Origin of the sequence: Nitrincola tibetensis, assembly GCF_003284585.1 — a bacterium.
GTDB classification, from domain to species: Bacteria; Pseudomonadota; Gammaproteobacteria; order Pseudomonadales; family Balneatricaceae; genus Nitrincola; species Nitrincola tibetensis.
Genome location: NZ_QKRX01000017.1, coordinates 45,499 through 71,051 on the forward strand (window position 1 = coordinate 45,499; position 25,553 = coordinate 71,051).

General features: G+C 45.3%; 22 protein-coding genes. 11 read left to right on the forward strand and 11 right to left on the reverse strand.

Features of this window, described 5'->3' with window-relative positions; all coding sequences use genetic code 11:
- Positions 1-16 precede the first annotated feature (16 nt).
- The 7 genes from tal to DN062_RS16620 all read left to right on the forward strand — a co-directional run bounded on the left by tal (position 17) and on the right by DN062_RS16620 (position 8,061).
- Positions 17-967, forward strand: coding sequence for a transaldolase (tal, locus tag DN062_RS16590; protein ID WP_112160417.1), 951 nt, complete (start codon positions 17-19; stop codon positions 965-967).
- A gap of 150 nt (positions 968-1,117) precedes the next feature.
- The gene (gene corA, locus DN062_RS16595; RefSeq protein ID WP_112160418.1) at positions 1,118-2,068 is read left to right on the forward strand and encodes a magnesium/cobalt transporter CorA; all 951 of its coding nucleotides are present in this window, start codon (positions 1,118-1,120) and stop codon (positions 2,066-2,068) included.
- A 207-nt stretch (positions 2,069-2,275) separates the two neighbouring features.
- A complete protein-coding gene (gene cysP, locus DN062_RS16600) occupies positions 2,276-3,286 on the forward strand; it encodes a thiosulfate ABC transporter substrate-binding protein CysP (RefSeq protein ID WP_112160419.1) in 1,011 nt (336 codons plus the stop codon).
- A 24-nt stretch (positions 3,287-3,310) separates the two neighbouring features.
- Positions 3,311-4,168 carry a sulfate/thiosulfate ABC transporter permease CysT gene (gene cysT, locus DN062_RS16605; RefSeq protein WP_112160420.1) on the forward strand — a complete coding sequence of 286 codons (858 nt, stop codon included), beginning with the start codon at positions 3,311-3,313 and terminating at the stop codon, positions 4,166-4,168.
- Between the two features lie 2 nt (positions 4,169-4,170).
- Positions 4,171-5,028 (forward strand): sulfate ABC transporter permease subunit CysW, encoded by an 858-nt coding sequence (gene cysW / locus DN062_RS16610; protein WP_112160421.1) that lies wholly within the window; start codon positions 4,171-4,173, stop codon positions 5,026-5,028.
- Positions 5,025-6,176, forward strand: a complete 1,152-nt coding sequence (locus DN062_RS16615) for a sulfate/molybdate ABC transporter ATP-binding protein (protein WP_112160422.1) — start codon at positions 5,025-5,027, stop codon at positions 6,174-6,176. The genes cysW and DN062_RS16615 overlap by 4 nt, the downstream gene beginning before the upstream one ends.
- 226 nt (positions 6,177-6,402) lie before the next feature.
- A complete protein-coding gene (locus DN062_RS16620; protein WP_112160423.1) occupies positions 6,403-8,061 on the forward strand; it encodes a methyl-accepting chemotaxis protein in 1,659 nt (552 codons plus the stop codon).
- 15 nt (positions 8,062-8,076) lie between these two features.
- On the opposite strand, the gene DN062_RS16625 is transcribed toward DN062_RS16620, so the two are convergent.
- The gene (locus tag DN062_RS16625; protein WP_239995823.1) at positions 8,077-9,009 is read right to left on the reverse strand and encodes a DNA/RNA non-specific endonuclease; all 933 of its coding nucleotides are present in this window, start codon (positions 9,007-9,009) and stop codon (positions 8,077-8,079) included.
- 156 nt (positions 9,010-9,165) lie between these two features.
- Between DN062_RS16625 and DN062_RS16630 the strand changes: the two genes are divergently transcribed.
- Positions 9,166-11,415: a bifunctional diguanylate cyclase/phosphodiesterase gene (locus DN062_RS16630; RefSeq protein WP_112160424.1), complete on the forward strand. Its 2,250-nt coding sequence runs from the start codon at positions 9,166-9,168 to the stop codon at positions 11,413-11,415.
- A 10-nt stretch (positions 11,416-11,425) separates the two neighbouring features.
- Here DN062_RS16630 and DN062_RS16635 read toward each other — a convergent pair whose 3' ends face one another.
- On the reverse strand, positions 11,426-12,511 hold the full coding sequence (locus DN062_RS16635) for a GGDEF domain-containing protein (protein ID WP_112160425.1): 1,086 nt from the start codon (positions 12,509-12,511) through the stop codon (positions 11,426-11,428).
- 238 nt (positions 12,512-12,749) lie between these two features.
- Between DN062_RS16635 and DN062_RS16640 the strand changes: the two genes are divergently transcribed.
- Positions 12,750-13,301, forward strand: coding sequence for a phosphoribosyl-AMP cyclohydrolase (locus DN062_RS16640; RefSeq protein WP_112160426.1), 552 nt, complete (start codon positions 12,750-12,752; stop codon positions 13,299-13,301).
- A 68-nt stretch (positions 13,302-13,369) separates the two neighbouring features.
- Here DN062_RS16640 and DN062_RS16645 read toward each other — a convergent pair whose 3' ends face one another.
- The 5 genes from DN062_RS16645 to DN062_RS16665 all read right to left on the reverse strand — a co-directional run bounded on the left by DN062_RS16645 (position 13,370) and on the right by DN062_RS16665 (position 18,863).
- On the reverse strand, positions 13,370-14,053 hold the full coding sequence (locus DN062_RS16645) for a response regulator transcription factor (protein WP_112160427.1): 684 nt from the start codon (positions 14,051-14,053) through the stop codon (positions 13,370-13,372).
- Positions 14,054-14,056: 3 nt separating this feature from the next.
- Positions 14,057-15,664, reverse strand: a complete 1,608-nt coding sequence (locus DN062_RS16650) for a sensor histidine kinase (RefSeq protein WP_112160428.1) — start codon at positions 15,662-15,664, stop codon at positions 14,057-14,059.
- Positions 15,665-15,895: 231 nt separating this feature from the next.
- Positions 15,896-16,852: a Bug family tripartite tricarboxylate transporter substrate binding protein gene (locus tag DN062_RS16655; protein WP_112160429.1), complete on the reverse strand. Its 957-nt coding sequence runs from the start codon at positions 16,850-16,852 to the stop codon at positions 15,896-15,898.
- A 46-nt stretch (positions 16,853-16,898) separates the two neighbouring features.
- Positions 16,899-18,413, reverse strand: coding sequence for a tripartite tricarboxylate transporter permease (locus DN062_RS16660; protein ID WP_112160430.1), 1,515 nt, complete (start codon positions 18,411-18,413; stop codon positions 16,899-16,901).
- The gene (locus tag DN062_RS16665; RefSeq protein ID WP_112160431.1) at positions 18,414-18,863 is read right to left on the reverse strand and encodes a hypothetical protein; all 450 of its coding nucleotides are present in this window, start codon (positions 18,861-18,863) and stop codon (positions 18,414-18,416) included. It lies immediately after the preceding gene.
- A gap of 330 nt (positions 18,864-19,193) precedes the next feature.
- Between DN062_RS16665 and DN062_RS16670 the strand changes: the two genes are divergently transcribed.
- Positions 19,194-20,258 (forward strand): GlxA family transcriptional regulator, encoded by a 1,065-nt coding sequence (locus DN062_RS16670; protein WP_112160432.1) that lies wholly within the window; start codon positions 19,194-19,196, stop codon positions 20,256-20,258.
- On the opposite strand, the gene DN062_RS16675 is transcribed toward DN062_RS16670, so the two are convergent.
- Both DN062_RS16675 and DN062_RS16680 read right to left on the reverse strand, forming a co-directional pair.
- Positions 20,244-21,461, reverse strand: a complete 1,218-nt coding sequence (locus DN062_RS16675; protein WP_112160433.1) for an FAD-dependent oxidoreductase — start codon at positions 21,459-21,461, stop codon at positions 20,244-20,246. The two genes, DN062_RS16670 and DN062_RS16675, sit on opposite strands and share 15 nt — an antisense overlap.
- Positions 21,458-22,177, reverse strand: a complete 720-nt coding sequence (locus DN062_RS16680; protein WP_112160434.1) for a gamma-glutamyl-gamma-aminobutyrate hydrolase family protein — start codon at positions 22,175-22,177, stop codon at positions 21,458-21,460. Before DN062_RS16680 ends, DN062_RS16675 begins: the two co-directional genes overlap by 4 nt.
- A gap of 352 nt (positions 22,178-22,529) precedes the next feature.
- Between DN062_RS16680 and DN062_RS16685 the strand changes: the two genes are divergently transcribed.
- A complete protein-coding gene (locus DN062_RS16685; RefSeq protein WP_205126765.1) occupies positions 22,530-24,281 on the forward strand; it encodes a PAS domain S-box protein in 1,752 nt (583 codons plus the stop codon).
- Between the two features lie 161 nt (positions 24,282-24,442).
- Here DN062_RS16685 and DN062_RS16690 read toward each other — a convergent pair whose 3' ends face one another.
- Both DN062_RS16690 and DN062_RS16695 read right to left on the reverse strand, forming a co-directional pair.
- A complete protein-coding gene (locus tag DN062_RS16690; protein ID WP_162301319.1) occupies positions 24,443-24,967 on the reverse strand; it encodes a redoxin domain-containing protein in 525 nt (174 codons plus the stop codon).
- 53 nt (positions 24,968-25,020) lie between these two features.
- The gene (locus tag DN062_RS16695) at positions 25,021-25,401 is read right to left on the reverse strand and encodes a pirin-like C-terminal cupin domain-containing protein (RefSeq protein WP_239995824.1); all 381 of its coding nucleotides are present in this window, start codon (positions 25,399-25,401) and stop codon (positions 25,021-25,023) included.
- Positions 25,402-25,553 lie beyond the last annotated feature (152 nt).

The following is a 25,553-nucleotide window of genomic DNA, read 5'->3' on the forward strand; positions in this document are numbered from 1 at the left end:
CTTGGGATAGGTATTAATGAACCAATTAGAACAACTCAAACTCATGACCACCGTGGTTGCGGATACAGGCGATATCGATGCAATACGACAGTTTTGCCCCGTTGACGCAACAACCAACCCATCCTTAATGCTGAAAGCTGCGCAAGATCCCAAATATCAATACTTGCTTGAAGAGTCACGTTCGTGGGCGCTTCAGCAGGGCGGGGATAGCCAAACGCTTTTGGATAACATGAGCGATTATCTAGGCGTAAAGCTTGGCGCTGAAATTACATCGATTGTGCCTGGGCGTATTTCGACAGAAGTGGATGCACGTTTGTCCTTTAATACTCAGGCTACCCTGAAGCGCGCTAAACGGATTATTCAGCTTTATGAAGAGCAGGGTATTGCTCGTGATCGGGTCTTGATTAAAATCGCATCAACTTGGGAGGGTATTCAAGCAGCCAAGCAATTGGAGCAAGAGGGGATTCAATGCAACCTCACGTTGCTCTTTGGTTTTAGTCAGGCGAAAGCCTGCGCGGATGCAGGTGCCTTCTTGATATCTCCTTTCGTAGGTCGGATACTCGACTGGTATAAAAAGGCACTGCCTGAGCAAGACTTCACGGGCCAAAATGATCCTGGTGTGCAGTCAGTGTCTCGGATTTATGAGTTTTATAAGCAGCATGGCTATTCCACGATTGTCATGGGTGCCAGCTTTCGAAACATTAACGAAATTCAGTTGCTTGCCGGCTGTGATCGCCTGACGATCAGCCCTGCCTTGATGCAAGAGTTAGCCAACACGGATGAAAGGCTTGAACGTCGATTGCATCCACATCAAACATCGCAACAAGACCCATCAGGTGAACTGACACAAGATGCATTCCGCTGGGATATGAATGAAGACGCTATGGCGACTGAAAAGTTAGCTGAAGGTATTCGTAATTTTGCAGCGGATCAGCGAAAGCTTGAAACCCTCTTAAGCCAAGGTTGATGTCTGGAAGGAGTGGGGCAGAGTCTCCACTCTAAGAAGACTTTTTAAGTAAGTGAGTTGTGCATAGCCTTCATTTTAAATTCATGGGTGCTAGTCACACATTCGTCATCTCTGTCTGTATAATCTCACTTATTTACCTGAGGCAAAGGCATGATTCGCAGTTACACGCTTGAAAATGAGCGCCTTGTAGAGCAGGCATCAAAAACAGATGCTGAGGTAGATTTAAAGCAAGCCAGTTGGATTGACCTGCATGACTCATCTGATGATGAGCGCAGCTTAGTTGATCAGCTTCATCCAAACAGTCTGCCCGAAGCCGATGAAGTTGAAGAAATTGAGGCCAGTGCGCGCTACTTCCTTGAAGGGCAAGATTTGCATGTGCACTCTCTTTTCTTGTATCAATCTGAGGGTCGTCATAAAACAGCGACCGTCGCATTTACACTCAAGCCCGATGTTTTGTTAAGCGTTAGGGATGTGGATTTGGCGGATTTTCGACTCTTGAGGCTGCGCTCACGTCGCGGTTGGGTTGAAGCGGCTTCGCCACTTCACATTATGACCGCTATCTTTCAGTTGAAAGTGGATAATTTAGCGGATCAGCTTGAAGATCTTTTGGGGCAGCTTGATGATGTCAGTAGCCACATTTTGGAAAATCGAGACGAAGAGCTTGGCAGTCAAATGGATAAGCTTGCAAAATTAGAAGACAGTAACGGTAAAATTCGTCTGTGTCTCATGGATACTCAGCGTTCAGTGTCTTTTTTGTTGCGTAATATTCGTCAAAATGAAGAGGCGCAGGGGGAGTGTCGCCAGATCCTGCGAGATCTTGATACGCTAATGGCCCATGCGGCATTTATCTTCGAAAAAATCGATTTTTTGATGAATACCTCGCAGGGATTTATCAATATTCAACAAGCCAAAATCATTAAAATTTTCTCTATTGCCGCGGTTGTCTTTCTTCCGCCGACCATGATTGCCAGTATCTATGGCATGAACTATGAGTTTATGCCCGAATTGGCTTGGACTTACGGCTATCCGTTTGCGCTAGGAATGATGTTTTTATCGGGTATCACCCCCTATTTGTTCTTCCGCTACAAAGGCTGGCTCTAAAGCCAAGAGATGAACGTCCCATTTTCCAGCGACATCGCTTCTGGTTTTGCTTCATTCTTCATAAGTGTGAAGCAGATAGATATTCGAGTTTTCGATATATTCCAAAATATTATATTAAAACTTATTGTTATAACTATTGTCTTGATATAATCTCCTCAGACATAAAATCACTATAGATTATTAATTCTGTAAATAGATGGAGCTCATATGAAGCTAGTTAAACATGCCAAATCGGTTGCACTTGCTCTGGCTATAGGTCTGGGCTCTAGCCACTCTTTTGCAGCGGAGCAAACCCTCCTAAACTCTTCTTACGATATCGCAAGAGAACTCTTCGCCAGTTATAACGAGCATTTCGCCGCCGTTTGGAAAGAGAAAACAGGTAACACCGTCGAGGTTCGTCAATCTCACGGCGGGTCTTCGCGCCAAGCTCAAGCCATCATCGAAGGCTTACGTGCTGATGTTGTGACCTATAACCAAGTCACCGATGTTGATATTCTGCATACACGCGGCAAGCTTATTCCTGCAGACTGGCGTGACCAGTTGCCTAATGCTAGCTCGCCCTATTACTCAACTATGGCGTATTTGGTTCGCAAGGGTAATCCAAAAGGTGTCAGTAATTGGGATGACTTGGCGCGTGATGATGTCAGCAGTGTTTTCCCTAATCCAAAAACCTCAGGAAATGGTCGTTATACCTACTTAGCGGCCTACGGTTATGCTCAAAAAGCCTTCGAAGGCGATGAAGCGAAAGCAGACGAGTTTGTGAAAACCTTCTTATCACGTGTAGCTGTGTTTGATACAGGCGGTCGTGGAGCGACGACAACATTTGTCGAGCGTGGTATTGGCGATGTCCTGATCACATTTGAATCAGAAGTGAACAACATTATAGCTGAATTCCCTGATCATGGCTTTGAAGTGGTTGTGCCTAAAGTGAGCTTCTTAGCTGAGTTCCCTGTTGCTGTCGTAGAGCGCCATGCTACACGAAACGGTAATCTTGAACTTGCTAAAGCCTATTTAGACGAGCTCTACTCTGAAGATGCTCAACGTTTATTGGCAGGGTTTAATTACCGCGTTCATAACGAAGTGGTTCAAGCCGAGTTTGCTGATCAGTTCCCATCAGTAGAACTGCTGACAATCGAAGAAATTGCCGGTAGCTGGGACGACGCGATGAGCATCCACTTTGCCAATGGCGCAAAGCTTGATCAATTACAACGTCGTTAATTTTCGGAACAGGATAGCATAGGTATGTCACTGGCAATTGCCTCGTCATTGCCTCAAAGCCCTGGTAAGCGTGTCTTACCGGGTTTTGCTTTGAGCATGGGGATTTCGTTGTTGTTTATCAGTTTAGTGTTGCTATTACCCATTACGGGATTAGTGGTACAGACGGCTGGAATGACTTGGCAGGAATACTGGTTTGTTGTCAGTGATCCTAGAGTGGTTGCCTCCTATAAGGTCACTCTATGGGCGGCATTTATTGCCTCCTTGTTTAACGGTGTCGTGGGGCTTTTATTGGCCTGGGTATTGGTTAGATACGAATTTCCGGGGAAACGCATCGTTGATGCCCTAATGGATTTGCCCTTTGCACTCCCTACAGCGGTTGCAGGTATTACCTTATCAGCCTTATTCGCACAGAACGGCTGGTATGGATCGATGTTGGCATCAATCGGTGTTGAGGTCGCCTACACTCCGTTGGGCATTATTGTGGCAATGTCATTCACTAGTTTGCCATTTGTGGTGAGAACGGTTCAACCTGTACTTGAGGACCTAGCCCCTGAAGATGAAGAAGCTGGTATCACCATGGGTGGAACTGATTTGACTGTTTTCCGTCGCATCATTTTTCCATCCCTATGGCCAGCTTTATTAACAGGCATAGCACTTTCGTTTACGCGCAGCCTAGGTGAGTTTGGCGCTATTATTTTTATCGCAGGCAATATGCCGTATATCAGCGAAGTGACGAGCTTAATGATATTTGTACGCTTACAAGAATATGACTATGCCGGAGCCAGTGCGATTGCATCGGTGGTGTTAATGGCATCATTGGTTCTGTTGTTTTTAATCAATATTTGGCAAGCGCATTATTTGCGTCGAATTCATGGTCGATAACTATGCAAACAAGAGCAAGTTTACGAGTCGGTGATCAACCCTGGGTTAAATGGAGTCTTATTAGTCTTGCTCTATTTATTGTGGGCACTTTGCTAATTGTTCCTTTAGTGGCCATTTTTGTGCAAGCCTTTGGTGATGGTGTTCAAGGATTTCTAACAAATATAACGGATACCTACACCCTTCATGCAATCAGTCTCACTTTGTTGGTTGCGGCCTTGACTATTCCACTTAACTTAGTATTTGGGGTGTTCTTGGCATGGCTCGTAACACGTTTTGAGTTTCCGGGGCGTAAGTTACTCATCACATTAATTGATATTCCGTTCGCAGTATCTCCAGTAGTGGCAGGGTTACTCTATCTGCTTTTATATGGATCCAATGGTTGGTTAGGCAGCTGGTTGATGGATCAGGATGTGCAATTAATGTTCTCTTGGCCTGGCATTCTGATGGTTACCGTGTTCGTGACCTGTCCATTTGTGGCAAGAGAATTAATCCCACTGATGCAGCAGCAAGGTAAAGAGGAAGAGGAAGCCGGCGTTACCTTGGGTGCGAGCGGTTGGCAATTGTTCAGACGAGTGACCCTGCCGAATATTCAGTGGGCACTTATTTACGGTGTTGTGTTAACGAACGCAAGAGCAATGGGTGAGTTTGGTGCTGTTTCGGTTGTATCTGGAAATATCCGTGGTGAGACCAATACACTGCCGTTGCATGTTGAATTACTGTACCAAGATTACAATGCAGTGGGTGCCTTTACGAGCGCATCATTACTAGCGGGCATAGCCTTAATTACATTGTTTGTGAAATCATTTGTCGAGTGGCGTCAAGCGCGTCAACGCAGAGTGCTGGATGAGGTGAGTGAATGAGTATTCGTGTTGAAAATATCAGCAAGCGCTTTGGGCAGTTTCAAGCGTTGCAGCCTTTGACGCTGGAGATTCCTGACGGTGAACTCGTTGGTTTGTTGGGCCCATCGGGATCCGGAAAGACAACCTTGTTGCGAATAATTGCGGGGCTTGAAACCGCGGATACAGGCCGCATCCTTTTTCATGGGCAAGATGTAACGAACGTTCACGTTCGAGATCGTCGTGTTGGTTTTGTGTTTCAGCACTATGCTTTGTTTCGTCACATGACCGTCGCTCAGAACGTCGCGTTTGGTTTAGAAGTTTTACCGAAAGCTGAGCGTCCAAGCGCACCTGAAATTCATAAGCGCGTTGCCAACCTGCTGGATATGGTGCAATTAGGACACTTAGCTAAACGTTTTCCCTCACAATTATCTGGCGGTCAGAAGCAGCGGGTGGCGTTGGCTAGAGCCTTGGCAATGCAACCACAAGTCTTATTGTTAGATGAGCCGTTTGGGGCGTTGGATGCAAAGGTGCGTAAAGATCTAAGGCGTTGGTTAAGAAGCCTGCACGACGAATTACACTTTACCAGCGTATTTGTCACGCATGACCAGGAAGAGGCCTTAGAGCTTTCAGACAAGGTTGTGGTGATGAGTGCAGGCAAGATTGAACAAGTTGATAGTCCTCAAGAGCTTTACTCGCGTCCAGAAAGTCGTTTCGTTTTTGACTTTTTAGGCCACATAAATGTGCTGGATGCACAAGTGAAAGGTTCGCGGTTGCAGCAGGGAGCTGCATGGGTTGAGTTGCCGAAAGCCGTTACAGTGCCTATGGCTCAACTCTATTTGCGTCCTCATGAAGTTCACCTGCAACAGACACCCGTGGCCCATGCAAACCTGCCTTTAACAATTAATGCTGTGAGTTTGATCGGTGCGGAAGTCCGTTTAGAGTTGCAACCTGACGGTTGGCAGGCGGATGAGCCTTGGGAAATTGGCATTAGCCATGCTCAATACAATGCATGGCAACCGATGAGAGGGGACCGCTGCTATGCCGTGCCTGATATAGGACACTTATTCATGCAAGGCGTAACTGAGCCGGAAACCTTAACTTGGGCGTCAACTTTGATTCAGGATCCGAACTTCCCAAAGCGTAGCGCGCATCTTGCTGAGGTCAGTTAAGACATCATAAAGGGTGCGCGAGAAAGGCAGGTAACGATCTCAAGTTAACACTAAGCAGTGTTTAAAAAGAGGAATCTAAAGGTTAGAATAAGTATTAGGGAATTCCTGTAATAAAAAAATCATATGCGCATCTAATGCAACTATATCATTCGTGGTTGGGTCTGCTAATGAACACCCTAGGCGATTCTCTAAAACATATCATTCACTTGACCTGTAGGTGTGACCGATGCTCTTTAACGTACATTCTGTAAAAAATCAGATGCGTTTGCTTGTCTTTGTTTTTTTAGTTATCGTCCTTGCCCTGCTGTCATTTGCACTTTACGGATTTAAATACAAAGCCTTTCAGTTTGAGGATAACTACAATCGTCGAATGGTTCCTCTCTACGAGGTAGAGAGGATTGGCGGTTTAATGGAGCAAATTCGTACCGAGTTGCTTTTATCTATTCAACATAACCCAGCTGGACAGTTTGCTTCTATGCACGATCATGCGACCTCACTGCACATTGGTCGCATTAAAGCCAATGTTGCTGAAATTGATCGTCTCTGGTTACATTTTATGTCCGTATATCACGGCACGGAAGCGACTCAACTTGCAAATCAGTTTCAAACAGCCTATCGACAATACTTAGCAGATGCAGTACAGCCAACGGTTAGTTTTTTAGAATCCAGTGAATATGTTAAAGCTAATTTACATATTTTGCGCTCAGTTAATCCTCTCTATGCTCAAGCAGATAAAGCAAGGGAGGCTCTCAGTGATCGAAAACTGCGCGGTGCTCAAGAGGCTAAAGAAAATCTAGATCAATTGTCGGCGAAGCTGATAGCACAGTTGATTGGTTTAAGTTTAATTGGGTTATTAATCGCTCTTTTTGTTGCTTGGAGAGTCATATCTCGCTTCAAAAAAGGAGTGGCGGATTTGGATTCAATTGCGGATTGTTTAGCGAACGGAGATTTCAGAGATCATCCCTCGTTACACCAGTCGGCTTCCGATGAGTTCGGTGAAATGATCCGGCGCTTTATTGCAACGCGAGCCAAATTGAGCCAAATGGCACGTCAAATAGGTGAAACGGGCTTTTCCCTTGCGGAGTTGGCCGATCATGGTTCTGTGGTTGCAGAGCAAGCCAGTCGCGGTATTCAAAAGCAACGCATGGAAACAGATATGGTAGCGACTGCAATGTGCGAAATGAACGCTACTGTTCATGACGTCGCTAAAAATGCAGCAAACGCAGCGGCGAGTGCCAATGAAGCAGACCGGAAAGCGAAAGAGGGACGTGCTGTTGTTACCCAAACGGCACAGGGGATGGAGCAACTTGCCCAGGAAGTGGAGTCCGCAGCTCAGGTGATTAATGACTTATCTGAGGATGCTCGTAAAATAGGCTCAGTTGTGGATGTGATTCGAGATATCGCAGAACAAACGAACTTGCTCGCTTTAAATGCGGCTATAGAAGCGGCGCGTGCGGGTGAGCAAGGTAGAGGCTTTGCGGTGGTTGCTGACGAGGTGCGCTCTTTGGCGAGTCGTACACAAGACTCTACGAGAGAGATTCAATTGATGGTATCGCACCTACAAGAAGGTGCTCTGAAATCGACACAGGTTATGAGAAGCGGCGAAGTGAAGGCGCAAGAAGGTGTTGTGCACTCAACTAAAGCTAGACAAGCACTCGATGAAATCATGTCAGCAATCGATGCAATTAACGATATGAATACGCAAATTGCAAGCGCGGCGGAAGAACAAAGCGCTGTTGCCGATGAAATGAACGAGAATCTAAATCGGATTAATACAGCCGCCGATGAAACCTCTCAAGCATCAGAATTAACAGCTCAATCCAGTCGGCAGATAGCAGAGTATTCGGACAAGCTTAAATCAATAGTCAGCCAACTAAAATTCTGATGATCATCATGGGCGTTATTCTGAATAGCGCCCAGGTCGATTTTTAACCTTATCCAACTGCCAGGGTGCTGGCTGAACAGTGGTTTCGACTTGATCCTGAAGGTCTTCAGGAAGTCTATGTAAGAAGTTAAGCCCTGTCTTTTCTTCGATTTCTCGGACCGTAACCAAAAATTGGTCTAAGGATTCATTGCCTTTAACGTCTTGGGGGACGATAAAGGCTAGCACCTTTAATGGGCGCTCAGTGGTTGCAGGCGCTATGAATATTTTGTAAAACGCATCTGGAATCTCAACCCAACTACTATTTAGTCGTTCCACATCAGGTCCGAGCAAAAAGCCTGAAAAAATCGGACCCGTGATTACCCATACATTTTGTTTAATAGGGATAAAGTGATCCATGGCAGCGGCTTCAATGCGTTGCCAAACCTCGCGGTTTAATGCTGGCGTTTGTGGGCTGATGTTGGTCATTAGGAAACTTTTGAGTTGTGCTTCACGCCCATGAACACGAGCCATAGCATAGTTAGGAGCTAAGTGCCCTCTGTCGTAACCGCTACCCGTATAGTCTTGGTGTGCAACGCGAATGATTGTACGCCAGTCTGTTGAAAAGGTTGAAGGTCTTGGGCCAATGCTGCCAGCAGTGCCTTCATTCAACTGATAGGTGACCCATAAGGGGTTCATCCTTGCGTCCGAATATCCTACCATGAATCCAGGGTTGCGTAAGACACGGTGCCATGTGTGAACATGTAAGGCATTCTGAGGGATGGGTAGCCCCGCATAGGCATACTGTTCTCGTATCTGGCGCTCGATGAAGTAGGTTGCTGATGCCAAAAGCATGACACAGACTAACAACCAAGTTGGAAGCTTTAAGCCTGCTTTGATTAAGGCTTTTGCGGCTTTTTGGCTATTCATTTTCTTGGAGCGACGACGAGTGGGACGGGGCGATTTAAACATTTTTACCAATTGTTAGAGTTCAATAAAACGCCGGATAATACGCATGTGGGGATGGCTAAACAATAGCTAAATTCAGCTTTTCGCTTGCTATATGTTGATTTTGGTCTGGCTGTCCTATACTAGTTGTTTAAAAGAAGTGATGAGAATTCAAAACGGATGGAATCAAATAGTAATGATCGGTTATTGAGTCAGCGCTACGAGCTAGAGCGCTTGATCAGCCGCATCTCATCAAAAATTGTCATGAGTTCTGACTCCGATCTCGACGAAAATATTGAGTGTTGCTTACGGTGGCTGGCTGAATTTACTCAAAGTGATCGCAGTTACCTATTTCAAATACGGGAAGAGGTTTTTGCTGATAACACTCATGAATGGTGCATGCCAGGCGTCTCGGCGCAGAAATCTGAATTACAAGGACTTGAGCTTAGTGAAGATCTACACTTTGTTCGGCGGATGCGAGCACAACAAGAAGTCAACTATTCGGATGTTCCTGCGTTACCCGATACTCATCAGATCGAAAAAGAGATACTAATGAGTCAAGGTATCCTATCCTTGTTAATTGTTCCCATGGTATCAAACCGTTCATTTGTTGGTTTTATTGGCATAGATGCGGTGTTTTCAAAGCGGACTTGGACGCAAGATGAGGTATATCTTCTTAAATTATGTGGAGAAATGTTTACACATGCGCTTGAGCACAAACGATCCTCCGAGATAATCAAATCCAGCGAAGCACGTTTGCGTTGTATTTTCGAAAAAATCCCAACGATTGCTGTGCAAGGTTACGATCATCAACGTCGAGTTTTTCTATGGAATAAAGCCAGTGAGTTACTGTATGGCTATTCGCAAGACGAGGCTCTTGGGTGTCGTTTGGAGGAGCTTATAATTCCTTCTGAGGCGAGAGAGGCTGTAATATCAGAAATAACGCACTGGATCGAGAACGAGGAAGAAATTCCATCGGGTGAGTTAACCCTATCGCACAAAGACGGTTCTTCTCTTCGCGTGTTTTCAAGCCATGTGATGCATACCACTCTTGCGGGTGAAAGAGAGCTGTATTGTGTTGACGTTGATTTAACGCCTTTAAAAAATGTGCAGTTGGAATTGGAGAAGTTGACACATTTTGATCCACTGACAGGCTTGCCAAACCGAATTTTGTTATCCGACCGTTTGGCGCAAATGATGACGAGTTCTCGGCGCACGCATCAGATTCTAGCGGTTGCGTATCTCGACCTAGATGGATTTAAGTTGATTAATGATCAGTATGGACATGCCATAGGTGATAGGGTACTTCAACATTTGGCTGAGAAAATGAAGGAGACGCTTCGAGAAGACGATACACTAGCAAGAATAGGTGGAGATGAGTTTGTCGCGGTGTTAGGTGGCATGAACGAAATCCAAGATTGTGAACCTGTATTGAGGCGTTTGCTTGAAGCGGCCTCTGATCCTGTTCAGTTGGATGGGCATCAATTGAATGTCTCTGCCAGTATTGGCGTCACTCTTTATCCGCTGGACGATGCTGATCCCGATCAACTGCTGCGACATGCTGATCAGGCCATGTATCTCGCTAAGCAGGCAGGGAAGGATCGCTATCAATTGTTTGATATTCAGCTTGAGGCCGCCGTCCGACAGAAACAAGAGGCTTTGAAGGCGATTAGCAAGGGTTTGAAATCGGGTCAGTTTTTGTTGTATTACCAGCCAAAAATCAATATGCAGACATTAGAGTTTGAGGGGGCAGAGGCCTTGATTCGTTGGCAGCACCCCCAAAATGGCCTGATGACACCTTATGCCTTTTTACCTGTCACTCAAGGCCATCATTTAGAGCTGGACTTGGGGGAGTGGGTTTTAAATACGGCGCTGCAGCAAATGCAAGTGTGGAATTTAACTGGGTTTGATTGCCCGCTCAGCATTAATATTGCAGCACAACAAATACAGTTTCCTGGGTTTGTGGAGCAACTTAGGTTGGCATTAAAAAAGTACCCCCATGTATCACCACAGCATGTGCAATTGGAAATTTTAGAAACCAGTGCGCTCGATGATATTGCATCCGTGGCACCTATTCTTTCTCAATGTCGTGAGCTGGGCGTTAGCCTTGCATTGGATGACTTTGGCACAGGCTACTCCTCTTTAACGTACTTAAAACGTTTACCTATAGACTGCTTGAAAATTGATCAAGGATTTGTTCGCGATATGATTGGAGATGTCGATGATCTGTCAATTATTCAGGGTGTGTTAGGCTTGGCTAAGGCGTTTAATTTACAAGTGATAGCTGAAGGCGTTGAAACCTCCGCACATTGTCGCCAGTTATTAGCCTTGGGCTGTACGTCAGGCCAAGGCTACGGTATCGCTCGACCTATGCCAGCACATGTGTTGCCTGATTGGGTGCGTAATGTCTTACCCACCTTGAGCTTTTGACTCATGATTCCTACGCAATCTCGTAGCGATCACGTCCTGCATCTTTAGCTGAGTAGAGTGCTTCGTCTGCTCGACGAATCAAATCAGATTGACTCTCTCCTGGTTTTAAAACAGCAATCCCAATACTGGTGGTAAATCCTACCTTCTCACCACTGGGCACAGCAACACTGGTCTGGCGACAGGTTAAACCAATAGCTTTTGCAACCTCAATGGCGGCTTCTTCATCCACACCGGGCAGAATCATTAGAAACTCTTCTCCACCAAAACGACCCGCGAGATCCAGTTTCTTTCGTGTATGTTTTCTAAGAATGTTCGCAAATTGCTTTAAGACAATATCGCCAGCAGCGTGGCCATAGGTGTCGTTAAATCCTTTGAACTTGTCTAAATCAAATAATAACACAGCGAGAGGAAGCGTATTTTCACGACAAGACTCCATATCACTATCGAGCTGCTCAAGTATTAGGCGGCGGTTAGCTAAACCTGTAAGCGCATCGCGAGTCGCTTGGCGATGTAAAACAAGCAGCATATTGAGTTGATTAACAGTAGCCCAAGCCGCCACAATCGCTAATACAAGTAATAGCCATACATTATTGATAGAGTTGATATTGCCTAAAATACCTCGCGTTAATTGGGTAACCAGTTCAGCGCTGGTGAGCAGCAGGGTCAACCCGAGCACTTCAATAATGACTAACGGAAAGATCGCCATCATGCTAATAATCATAAATGGAAAAAACTGATAGCCAGCAACGCTTTGCTCATAACCATGGATGAGCAATAGTGCGGAACTAAAGGCATGAAAAGCGGTGAGTCCTGTAAAAAGCAGTAAGAGCCGTAAGAGCGCTAGGCGACTGCTATACGGGCGAGTTTGCCAGAAAAAAAGCCCTAAAAAGAAAAGGCTGCTAATCACACGAGCAATTGCAATTGGCCACTGAACATTTGCTGGCAATAACCATTGATCCACCAGTATCCATGCGCTCTGCAGGATCGCTAAAAGTAGCGCAATAATCCGCACGCGTCTAAAAATATAATAGGAGCGAGTGTGTTGAAAGTAATGTGTGTGGCTGCCTGCTGAGAACAACTCTTGCAAGGGATACATGTATGACTCCTTATTCCGCTTATGTAGGCAGACATCGTTTTGACTGAGTTTAGAGTTATGAATCAAAACATACTGTTATTTTAGTTTCAAAACCATAATCTATATCAGTGAAAGTTATTTATTTTAATGATTTTTTCATCTTTTTTTAATCTCGTTCGCAGTGTTGTTTTGATCAACACTCACTAATATGAATTCACAGGCTAACAATAATACATTTCATAGCTCAAGGAGTTGTATCATGATGCGCAAAAATAGTCTTCTCATTGGATTAACCACAGCGTTGGTGTCTAGCTTTGCTTTAGCTGCACCTGTCCATAACACCAGCATTACTGAGGAAGAGGTCAGACAAGCGCAAGATGCTTGGGGGGCGGCACTCATACAAATCAGTCAAGACTACACTGAAGGAGGATTAGAAAAAGCAAAGGCCACAGCGGAGGCTGTGTTGAATCAGGCATACGGCTATCAGCAAGGTCCCGTGTTGTTTAAGCCAACCCTTGCCAGTGGCGAAACAACATTTAGAATCACGCATGAAGGCGCCTTATCCTATTTTGTCGGCGATAACCCTGACTTTGCTGACAGTGGTTTTGCCCTGAAAGGTTGGGAAGACTACAGCTTTGAAAATGCAGCCGTTTACATTAATGGTGATCTTGCTCTGACGATGGGGCATGTGCATGTAACGAATGCAGCTGGAGAGACTACCACCGTTGATAAAACCTGGGCCTTTAAAAAAGATGATCAAGGTGACTTGCGTATCGTTTTACATCATTCCTCTTTACCCTATAGCCAGTAATCTTACACAGATTAAACGCTATTTAAAAAATCAGCCTAATGCTTCCCGCGCAAATTGTGCGGGGATCGTTAGGATGTGGCGCGATCACTGAGTAAATAGCCTAGCCCTCTTCGAGTCTTAATGAGTTTTAACTCAAAACCATCGTCTATTTTTCGGCGCAACCTCGCCATGTAAACATCGACTATGTTCGTCATAGGATCTTCAAGTACGCCCCAAACATGGCTCAAGATCCGTTCCCGACTTAACACACGCCCAGGGTTTCGCAGCAGCATTTCCATTATGCGTAATTCTTTTGCGGTTAACTCGATGAGTTGGCCTGCACGTGTGAGTTCTAAGTGGTCAAGATTTAAGCTGAGATCCACATAGTTCAATAGGTTTTCAGCTTGCGAAAAATAATCACGTTGCGATAGAGCCTCTATGCGGGCTAAGAGCTCTTCAAAATGAAAGGGTTTGCCGAGATAGTCATCTGCTCCTCCTCTAAGCCCTAACACGCGATCCTCGACTTCGGATAAGGCTGATAGCATTAAGATTTTGCAGGGGAGTTTAAGATGACGTATGTCTCGGCAGACTTGAAGTCCATCGCCATCTTCGAGCAAACGATCCAGTAAAATCAGGTCAGGTTGGTGGGCACGTACATAGGTAAGCGTCTCGCTGACTCGACTGACAACATCCGTTGCATAGCCCTCAGCCAGCAGGGCCCTATTTAAAAAATCAGCCAGTTTTTGATCATCTTCAACGATCAGTATTTTCACGTTTTATTCGCTCTCTAAGTCAAACAGTGGAAGATAAATGTCGGCACGTGTGCCTTGAGGTTCGTTAGTCATAAAGACTATATGTCCATCGTGGGCGTCTAAAATATTTTTGGCCAAAGACAGGCCAAGGCCTAAGCCATCCGGTCGAAGCGCTTGTGCTTTTTTACCCCGAAAATGGCGATTAAACACAGCGTGCCTCTCTTCCTCCTCAATGCCTACGCCACGGTCCGTTACAGTGAAAATTACTCTGTTTTCTTGCATCTCGCAGGCTATTCCCAAATAGACCTCGCTACCTTGATAGTGAATGGCATTTTCAATTAGGACTTTAAACACCAAATCAAGTTTCGCATGATCGACGAATAAATGTGGATTAGAGTCCTGCTGCTTATTGAGCCCTATAGGCTCTTTAACATCGAGTATCGCTTGATGATGGGTGGCTAACAGTAAGCCTTGGCGTTTTAGATGGTCATAGGTGTCTAAAATTGACGAAGGCGAGAGTTGTACTGATACCAGCGCATGTTGTCCTTTACTCAGCATTATGAGGTCATCGATACGGCTTGATAGTGATTGACAGCATTCAACAATTCGATTGAAGGTTGCGTGTTGTTGCGACTGAGTTAAGGGTTGCATTCGAAGGGCCAGTTCAGCTTCACCCATCATAATCGTGGTGGGTGTTCTGAGTTCGTGGCTTACATCAGCGATAAAGTTTTTTTGGCGTATCTCCGCATCATGAAGTTGATTGACGACATGTTGGAGTCGTGCGGTGCGCTCTTGCACCTTTTCCTCTGTCACATCTTGCAGACGTTGCTGCTGATCACGCGCACTTTTTAAATTGTTTGCCATTAAGTTAAAACCTTGGGCAAGCTCTGCAAACTCTTTTGCCCCCGTTTCGGGTATTTTCTCTGAGAAGTCACCGCTACTTAAGCGCTGAACACCTTTAAGAAGGAGGGAGAGAGGGCGTGTAAAATGCCGGGTTAAGAAAAGACTTAAACCAATAAACAGCACTAAACTGATTAACGTCAGGCTGGCCAGTAACCAATAAAGAAGGTGAGTCATTCTGGCTGCATCTTGTTCTGCTTGCTGAGCTTTGGCCTTGTGTAGCTCAATTAAGTCATTGACAAGACTGGCGATATCGGAACCTTGGAATTTATCAAAGAGGGAGATGAGTGTTTGCCAGCGTTGAGCATCTGTTTCCAGTTGAATAATTTCACGTGTTTGTAAGGCATGCTTAAGTGCATTCATATTGGTCCATAAAAAATCGACCTGCTGGCTGACTTGCCGAGCAAACGCTGGATCAGAATTGTATTGAGACAGAGCAAATAATGAGGTATTGAGGTTGTCGACATTTTGCAACTGGGTGCTCATACGATCAAATAGTTCATCGCGTAATTGTGTGTCGCGCTTTTCTGTAATAATAAAATCGGCTAACCAGACTTTAAGTCGTTTAGCATCGGCACGAAAATGAACAATCTCGGTGAGCATCAACTGCGCTGATCGGCTGCGCTCATAATGAAAGCTATTTTTTTGGAAGGCCCAAAACGTGCCTAATGCTTGAAGTAAAATCAGAACTAAAAAAATACTCAAGGAAATAACGAGTCGCTGTCTATACATCAAGTAGCCTGCATACTTTGGCGGGTGAGGATGAATACTTTACGAAATTGGTCCTTTGGGAGCAAACCCGATTAATAGCAGTACAGGTAGCGCTATAAGGACACATCGTGAAATGGAATGCATTAGACTTTTTTTGATTAAAAAAGGGAGAAATCGTGTGTGATCAGGAGGAATCACCTCACCCAAGTGAATTTGATCACTGGGGTGAGGTGCAGCACAAAGTCGCGTTTATTAAGAGCTCAGACCACCAAGCTCTTCAATAACGGCTTTAAATCCTTCAACCTGATTGCTCAGGTTTTCATGGACTTCATCACCATCCATATACACAACAGGCATCAAAATACGCTCTTCGGTAATTTCGATAAAGCGAGGATCTTGGGTTGCAAGCTTAAGAACTTCGGCCAAACGCTCTACTTGATTATCAGGCGTGTTCTTTGGCACCATCACCACACGAATTTCACCCGGATCTATCTCGTATCCTAACTCACGTAGAGTCGGTGCATCAGGGAAGGCGACTAAACGATCATCCGCTAAGCTTGCCAGAACAGGCATTTCACCCGTTTTGGCGTAACCGGAATGTGTGCCGCCGCTGTACGCAAAGTCAACATCGCCAGAGAGAATCAAAGGTGCCATGCCTGCACCACCTGAGGTCGGAACGATGCGTAAATCCAGTCCTTCTTTCTTCGCAATATAATCGACTAACAGACGATCAAAGGGGAGTTGTGAAGCATAGCTTGTGCCTGGGTTGGCTTTTGCGTATTCAAGAAATTCCTCCCAGTTACTATAAGGCTTGTCTGCGCCTGTCACGATGGCGGACTGTCCTAAGGTGACACCTGCGACATAGGTAAAGCTGTCGACATCAAAGTTGGTCGGTGTTGCCAGTGGACCAAAGGTCACTGACATTGAAGTGCCAAACACAAAGGTATGGCCTTGATCGCGGCTGTTAACCAATTGCTGTAGTGCAACAGCACCACCAGCACCTGGACGATTAATGACATTGACAGGCTGTCCTAAGTGTTCACTCATGACATTTGCCAGTACGCGTCCCTGAATATCAGTACTACCACCCGCGCCCCAGCCAATGACCATGCTTAAGGGCTTAGATGGAAAGTTATCTGCCAAGACTGAACTGCTTACAGCAAGTGCGCCCGTAATCAATGCGGTTTTCAGAAGGCTCTGTAATTTCATTGTGTTCCCCTCAGTGTTTAGTAGTTTGCTGAATTGAGTTTAAGGCTCAATCTGCATTCGGAAGTGATTTCTTCCGTTGTTGTATGCCTGTCCAGGCAAATCGAACCAGCAAGATGACCGTTAGCACGACAAAAAAGGCCGCAATGGGTCTGTCGAGCAAAATGGCAACATCGCTACCGGATAAAATAATGGATTGGCGTAGGTTTAACTCCAACATGGGCGTAACGATAAATGCGACTAAAAAGGTGACGAAAGAGTAGTCAAATTTTTTCAAGAAGAAGCCAAGAATGGAAAAACCAAACACCACCAATAAACCAAAGGTTCCGTATCCTTGTACTTGGATACCTGCAAGGCATAAAAAGATGACGATAGGGATGACCATGTGCGAGGGGATATTGGTGATTTTTGCAAAAATTCGCAGGCCATACCAGCCGATCGCCAACATCAATAGACTCGCAACGATCATGCCTGAAAATAGGGAAAAGAGCATTTCAGGCTGTTCACGCAGCATTAAAGGCCCCACGGTAATGCCATGAATCATGAACGCGCCGACGAGAAGCGCTGCAGAAACACTGCCCGGAATACCCAAACCAAATAATGGAATATAGCTTGCTGGAATAACGGCATTGTCTGCAGATTCTGAAGCAGCGATGCCTCTGGGATCGCCTTTACCAAAGGTATCTGGATTCTTGGCGGAACGCTTAGCTGCGCCATAAGACATAAACGAGCCAACAGATGGGCCGAGCCCTGGGAGTGCACCAACAAACGCTCCGATTGCAGTACCTTTAAAAATGGTGGGTAGGGTGGTTTTAAATTCCGACCATTTTAAGTCGTCATTTTGATTATCGGTAAGATTGATGGCAGATTGGCCTTTATTACGTCGATATTCATCTAACTGAACAAACATTTCGGATAAGGCCAGTGTGCCAATGACCAGTGGTAAAATAGGGACACCTTCCATCAACTCCATATAGCCAAAGGTTAGTCGCATGGCTCCAGTTTCAGGGTCCATTCCCACGGTTCCGAGCACGATCCCCAATCCACCTGCAGCCATACCCTTTAAGAAAGAGCCACCTGCCATACCCGCAATAAAAACTAGGGCGAAAATGAGAATGGCCGCAAGTTCGTAGGGGCCAAATTTTAGCGCAACGGACGCAAAGGGAATGGCAACCGCAATCAACAACAAAGTCGCCAGTAGGTCACCGATGACCGATGCTAAGAGACCAATTTTTAATGCTGTTCGGGGGCGCCCATCCCGTGCCATCGGGTAGCCGTCCAAGCAGGTTGCTGCAGAAGAGCTTTCGCCAGGGGTGTTAAGAAGAATAGCGGAGACGGCACTGCCTGCAGCCGTCCCTTTGGATAAACCAATTAAAAATGAAATAGCGGCATAAGGTGACATGTAAAAGGTTAAGGGAATCGCAATGGCGATTGCGACCGCACGATTTAAGCCTGGGATAACCCCGACAATGTAACCGAGTAAAACCCCGCCTAGTATAACGGTGATGGATTCCCAGCTGAGAGCGGTTGCAAACGCACTATAAAAAACACTAAATTCAGGCATTTATACTACTCCTATGCGCATGAGGTAAACCGTTAAAATGTACAGGCCTGCCGTTGGTGTTAGAGTGCAGATAAGGTAAATATGCCAGCGCTGTTCGCCTAAGATGAACAGCAAACCGCCGATAAGCAGTGGGGCAATCCAAGTAAGAGGAAGGTAAATCGCGAGAATGATAAAGAGTAAGACATAGAGGAATGGCCAGACTTGGTGCCAGATCTCGCTAAAATTGACACCTGATAAAAGCGGCTCTTTTGAGCGCACAAGAGAAACGCTGGATAATATCACGAGGCAGCCGGAGCTTAAGAGCATGATCCAAGCGCCAATAGTGGCGATAAGCTGAGGGGGTAAGCCGAAAGAAAAGCCGCCACCGCCGAAGGTAGGGATAATCCAAATCAGAAGAGTTACAGAAAATGCAACGACTGCTAATCCAGACCAGAAATTGATTCTGAGCATGGTAATGTTCCCAACTAAATTAAATCATGGGCACTGAGCGTCTCTTAGTGATCCGCCCTGTTATTGTTATGTTTTTATTTCAACACAAAATGAACTGAGATGTAACTTAACGACTAGGTGATGCTAGATGTGACTTGTATTCATTAAAGCACCAATTAGCGCCAAGTTGCTCAGTTGGCAGCATTTTAAACATTCATATATCAGCGTTTTTTCTCTTGAAACGAGAGTCATCCCCTTACTTCAGGGTAATAAGCATCAGTCATAAATGCTTTTATATTTCAGCCAATATGTTTATTTTTAAGACCTGCTTGTTAATTGGATATTTAAACAATGAGTCCCAGTCATATTGAAGATACGCCCGAAGCCTATATCGCCTGGTTGGATGAGGTTTGGTCTCGTCGATTACATCAAAAAAAGGATCAGGGTCTCGTTGTTGGCATCTTGTTGTGGCCTGATTTTCCACTCATGTCCTTGACGGGGATTATTGAAAGTTTGCGGCATGCCGGAGATTTTGGTGATCAATCTAGGCAAATCGAAGGTCGATGGGAAATTCTGGGTAATCCAAATGTGCCAGTAAAGGCGAGTTGCGGTTTAGAGTTTAGACCCACTTGCCATTACACCCATCCGGCAGAATTTGATTACATTTTTGTCATAGGTGGTTTGCTGAGCCAATTGAACAAGGCCCCGTTAAGACACCGTCAATATATTCGCCTTGCTCGACAGTCATCTTGTACGCTGGTGGGGGTTTGTACGGGCAGTTTTATTCTAGTGGAAGAGGGGTATTTAGATACTTTAAAGGCCTGTATACACCCTTATCATCAACGTGACTTTGAGCAGCGTTTCCCGAGGTTCTTTTATACGACACATAAGGACTTCAGCATCGACGATGGTTTAATTACGGTTCCGGGTGGTACTTCTATTCTTACACTTATGTCGCATATTATCTCAACGCATTATGGTGCCGATCGCTCAGCTAAAGTCTCTCATCAAATCTCTTTGCCGGAAAGGAGAGGCGTCAGTCATTTTGAGCGATCAGCGATTATTCGCCATATGGAGATTAAGGATCCGAGAATCCAAAAAGCGATCGCGATCATTGAGCATGCGCAAGAGACACCCTTAAGTGTCTCAGAACTCGCTAGGCAACTGGGTATGAGTGAACGTCATTTCTCGAGGTTGTTTTCTGCTGAAGTTGGTGTTTCCCCGAGAGAATATCTACTTAAAATACGTTTGAAGCTGGCTGTGTGGTTGTTACAACACACGTCTAAACCTATCACCTCTGTGGCCTATGATGCGGGCTTTTCAAGCGTTGCACACTTATCGACCTTATGTAGCAAACGCTTTGGAATAACGCCATCAGAAATACGTAAAGGTGGCTCCATATCAAGAGTTGATTAGGGAGGCGACCTGCTCCGCAGCGCCCAGAGATAGGGTCCAGCCTAGTGTTCCATGGCCTAAGTTCAGATACAGACCCGCTAAACTTCCTTTTCTAATAATCGGTTGAGAGGAGGGGGTAACATAACGAGCACCTGACCAAACCCTCTTGGGTGGACCTTGGTCTTCACCGAAAAAGAGCGGAAATGCGGCTTGAGCTGTTTGCATCAGTGTATCAAAGCGATTGGGCGTGAAGTGAAATCTGTGACGGCCAATATCAGCAAGGCCTGCGACTCTTAATTCATTGCCTAAGGGAGCAAATACCAGTTTGCGTTTAACATCCGTAATAGAGGTCTGCATCGCCTGCGGGTGTGCATCGGCGGTAAACGAATAGCCCTGTACAGGCCACATATCACCGAGTGAGCGATCCTTGCTCGGTAAGAGATCACAGGACTGGCCCGTGGTGATAACTAACGTATCACACTCAAGGGGAGCCGCGTCTCTGAAGCACACGCCAGTCACCCGATTTTTAGAGTGATCGATACCTTGTACTTTCTGATTGAACTGTGTTTTTAAACCATACTCATGTTGGAGTGACTCTACCAGCTTTTGACAAAATACATCTGGGCGTCCAGCCGCATCCCCCGGGCTGTAAATGACGGAGGCAATCGGATCTGGATAATGCACCAGTGCGGGCTCAATCACCGTGGCTTCTTCTCGTGTTAAGACCGACAGTTGAAAACCTTGCTGCCTTTTTTGTTCCAGTATTTTGGTATGTTTCTGGCAACTCTCCAGCGTTGGATAGAGCAGCATTTTGCCATTTATCTCGTAATCAAACTCAATTGGGTGCTTTTCAAGCAGCTCCAATAACAGTGCGTGGCTTCGTAAGGCTATTCGAGATAGCGTTAAGGTATTGTTCGAAAAACGAGCCGGCGTTGAGTTGATCAAAAAGCGCAAACCCCAAGCCAAAAAATCAGGGTCGGCCTGCAGAGTGCAGCGGTATGCCGGATCTTTTTTTAGTAAAATGCCAGGAAGTTGAGCAAGTAACGATGGTGACGCCAGCGCATCACAGTAGGCATAACTTAGCTGTGCGCCATTCTGATGACTTGACCCCATGGCGGGAGCGGGCTTTTCATCCAGCAGAGTGACGGTAAAACCCGCTTTACATAACATGTAGGCTGATGCGACACCCGCAACGCCAGCTCCTATAACAATGGCTTTTTTCATTTTAGTTCGTCTGTTGTTGTGTATTCGTTTGCACAATTGGAATATTCAGCAGCGGCTTGGACAAACCCCCGCAGCAGGTTTTTATCAAATTCAGATAACTGGAATTCGGGATGCCACTGAACGCCAATGCATACACTATTTAACTGCCCCTCAATGGCTTCGACGATGCCATCAGGCGATACAGCCGTAACATGAAAGTTGCCTGAGCCAACCAGTGATTGGCGGTGAAAGCTGTTTACCCAAGCGGTCTCCGAACTGTGTTGCGCTCTTAGCCATGAGCCATGACTTAACTGAACCTCATGGGCAGTACGGTTTGGCTGTGAAAAAGGTAGGTGTAGGCTTTGAGCTTCTGCACCTTGAATATCTTCGATCTTAGCGCCAAGAAACTCGCCTATGATCTGCATGCCGTGACAAATACCTAAAACGGGAATGCCGCGATCAAATGCAGCGGCTAGTAGCTTTCTCTCAAAATCTGTACGTATCGATGATGAGCTATTTCCCGGGGCCGATCCTGAAAATAGAATTCCGTCTGATTGATCAATCAGGTGTGGAATTAAATCTTCAATAAAGGGAGCCAATAAGGGCAAAGCACCGGCTTTAAACAGTGCTTGTGCATAGTTGGCATTACAGTGATAGATGTGTTCGCTTGCCGTTACTTCTAAATCTTGAATCAACAAGATGGTTGGGACTTTTTTATGTGTAATCAATTTGTTCATGAAGATCACGCTATAGGTATGGGTAACGATCGCGTTATCCCTTTAAAGATGGCGCCAGAGTATCGCGTACTTAAGGATATTGATTATATAAATCAGACAAATTTTATAACTTAAAGACATTGTGGGTGGGTTGGTCTAATACAGGCAGTGCTTATGTATAAGTAAGGCGAAATCAACAGGCTTCTGCTAGTATTCTCAGACTATGACTATCCTTGCTATTAGAGGGGTGATCACGCATCAAAATTTACTTAGGAATGCAAAAGGATCTGTTGTTTCACCTGAAGGTTCGGTCAGAATCTTGTTCAATTTTGAGCGTATTTAAAACATAAGATTGCTTTCGTAAGGAAATATGATGTTTTTTAGAAAACCTGATTTATCAAAACGCTCTTTAGATCAGAGTGCTATTGCGGTAGTTACGATAGACGATGCAAATAACGTTGTGTATCTAAATTTGGCAGCCGAACAACTATGGGGCTTTGCAGAGAGCGAAGTCCTAGGAAAAAATGTGCGTATGTTGGTGCCTCGCATGCATCAATCTAACCATGATTCATATGTAAACCGTCACCGTGAAACTGGAGAAAACCGTATTGTTGGGTCTTCAAGAGAGTTAGAAATAGAACGGAAAGATGGCTCTAAAACTTGGGTGAACTTGACGCTTTCTCAATTAAAAATAGGCCGTAAGCTTTACTACACTGCCTTCGCGAGAGATTGCACAAAAGAACGAGCAGAGCGATCAGTTGTAGAGCAAGTGCTTGAGCAAGCACATGATGGTGTGATTACTATCGATAGTCAAAATAACATCATGTTTGCGAATCCTGCTGCTGTAAAGCTTTGGGGATTTAGTCGTGATGAAATGATTGGTCAGAATATTAAGATGTTAGTTGCGCCAGAGCATCGAGGGCAACATGATAGTTATGTTAACAGAAATCGTGATACGGGCGTGAACCGTTTGATCGGAAAACCGATCGAGTTGCCAATCCATACTCGTAGTGGCGAGATTCGATGGGGGCTCATCACGCTTGCAAAAGTTGTCGTTGGAAAAGAAATTTTGTACACCGCTTTTGTTAAGGATGTGACAGAAGAAGTTTCCAAACGAGAAGAAATAGAGATGCTCTCGCTTGTTGCGAACGAAACCAGCAACGCGGTCGTTATTACGAATGCAAAAGGCGAGATACTCTATGTAAACTCGGGTTTTCAAAACATGACTGGCTACTCACTTGATGATGTAAAAGGTAAGGTTCCCGGTCGCTTCCTGCAAGGCAGAGATACGAATCCTTCGACGGTAAAAGACATCAGTCAAAAATTAAAAAGCAATCAGTCTTTCTATAAAGAAATCTTGAATTACCGAAAAGATGGCAAGCCTTATTGGATTGCAATGTCAATTAATCCCGTATTTGATAAAAGTGGTAAGCTCTATCGATTTGTTTCAGTTCAGGCTGATATCACTACAATCAAACAGTCCGCGAAGGATTCGATGGACCGTCTTGATTTAATTAATGAATCTTTGATGGTTGTAGAATGGTATCCGAATGGAAAGCTTGCTCATGTTAATCAGCTTTTCTTGAATCGAGCCGGTGGTAAAGATGAGGCGCAAAAAGCGGCTGATTCGATTTGGAAGCAATTGCATGCAGAGCAAAGCAGAAAAAAATTATTAGATAAAGGTCAGCAAATTAGCTTGATCGTTGAGTTTTCTGACAAGCAGGGTCAGAGACGTTCGTTTGATGCACGTGTGTGCGAATTAAATGATTTTGAGGGGAATGTAACGCGCTTTGTTGTGTTTGGCGTGGATATTACGGATCGTCAGATTGCGCTTAAAGAAACCCAACAAGCAATGCAAGAGCTCTTGAAAGTAGGCAATCAAATTGGTGATATTGTTGGCAGCATTGCTGGTATTGCAGGACAGACAAATTTATTGGCATTGAATGCGGCGATTGAGGCGGCAAGAGCGGGCGAGGCTGGTCGCGGCTTTGCTGTTGTTGCATCAGAAGTTCGAGAGTTGGCTAGCCGTTCATCTGAGTCGGCAAGTCAGATTGGCGAACTGGTAGAAACCACTCGCTCCCGTATTGATCAACTTGCGCACTCATTAGAACGAATCAATCGTTAAATAGTTAGTGAAGGACTTGATTGCAGTAATAGAAATGTTGAACTTTTATTGCTGCTATTTAGAATTGAGTATTCACTTTTCTATTCTTGCTAAACGATTGCTTCGCGTTGCTGAAGCAACAATCTTTTCAAGTCGGTGTGTCAGATCAAGTCGAGACTAATTCACTTAAAGGCTGCCCACCACATACGTGCTTTGATTCCCCAGCGACTGGTCAGGCCAACTTCTGAAAAAACAATCTCTCCCTTCGCGTCTAAAACAAACAGAGTTGGTAGTACACTCACCCCTAAGCTTTGAGCCAAGTAACCGCTTGGGTCATTAATGACGGGAAGCCCTTCGAGATTATTTGCCGTTAAAAAGGCTCTGACATCGTCATCGGATCCGGATTGCATAGCTAAGGTTATCACGGGATAGTCCTTAGTGAGACGATGGATCGTAGGCAATTCTATCCGGCAAATACGACACCAGTCAGCCCAGACTACCACCAACAGCGGTTGTCCAGCATAGTCTTCAAGCGTAATGTTAGCACCACTGAGCAGTTGTGACTCCGGAAGTGGAAAATAACCAGAATCAACACTAGGCGCTTGATACGCGCGAACACCCGCTATCAGCAGGATAAAAAGAATGGCTTCGATACTCCAGCGATAGCGTCTTGGCAATTGTCCGTAACGGTTAAACAAAACTTTCATCGAGTGTGGGTTTTCAGTCATTTAATAGGAGAGAGGTATGATACTGCCTAAGGCTAATCGACAGTAGGGTATGGAATGAACTCTTCCTCATCTCCCGGCACTTTTGCAAAGCGCCTTTGCTGCCAGTCTTGCTTGGCTTGTTCGATGCGTTCTTTGCGACTGGAGACAAAATTCCACTCCATGTAGCGTTTGCCGATTCCTTGTCCACCAATGAGAGCAATACGCGCCGCTGAGTTCGCTGTGATAGAAACCTCCTTCCTATCGGCTAGAATTGCCATTTGATGCGCTTTAACAGGCATTTCGGCTATGCAAACCTCTCCACTGGCAACATAAATCCCCCGCTCATCGGCATTGGGTAATACGAGCATTTGGCCTGCGCTTAAGTCGGCCTCGATGTAAAGTGTTTCAAAGAATGTTTTAACGGGTGAAGACACGCCATAGGCAGAACCTACCAGAACACGTACCTCCCGCTCTGTTAGCCTAGTTGTCCACTTGGCGATTTAGCCTTTTATAATTCTTTGAGCGGGTGGAATGAGAACTGTTATGCCTCGTTATTCCAGTGAGCGTAAAGCTTCAGTACTAAAGA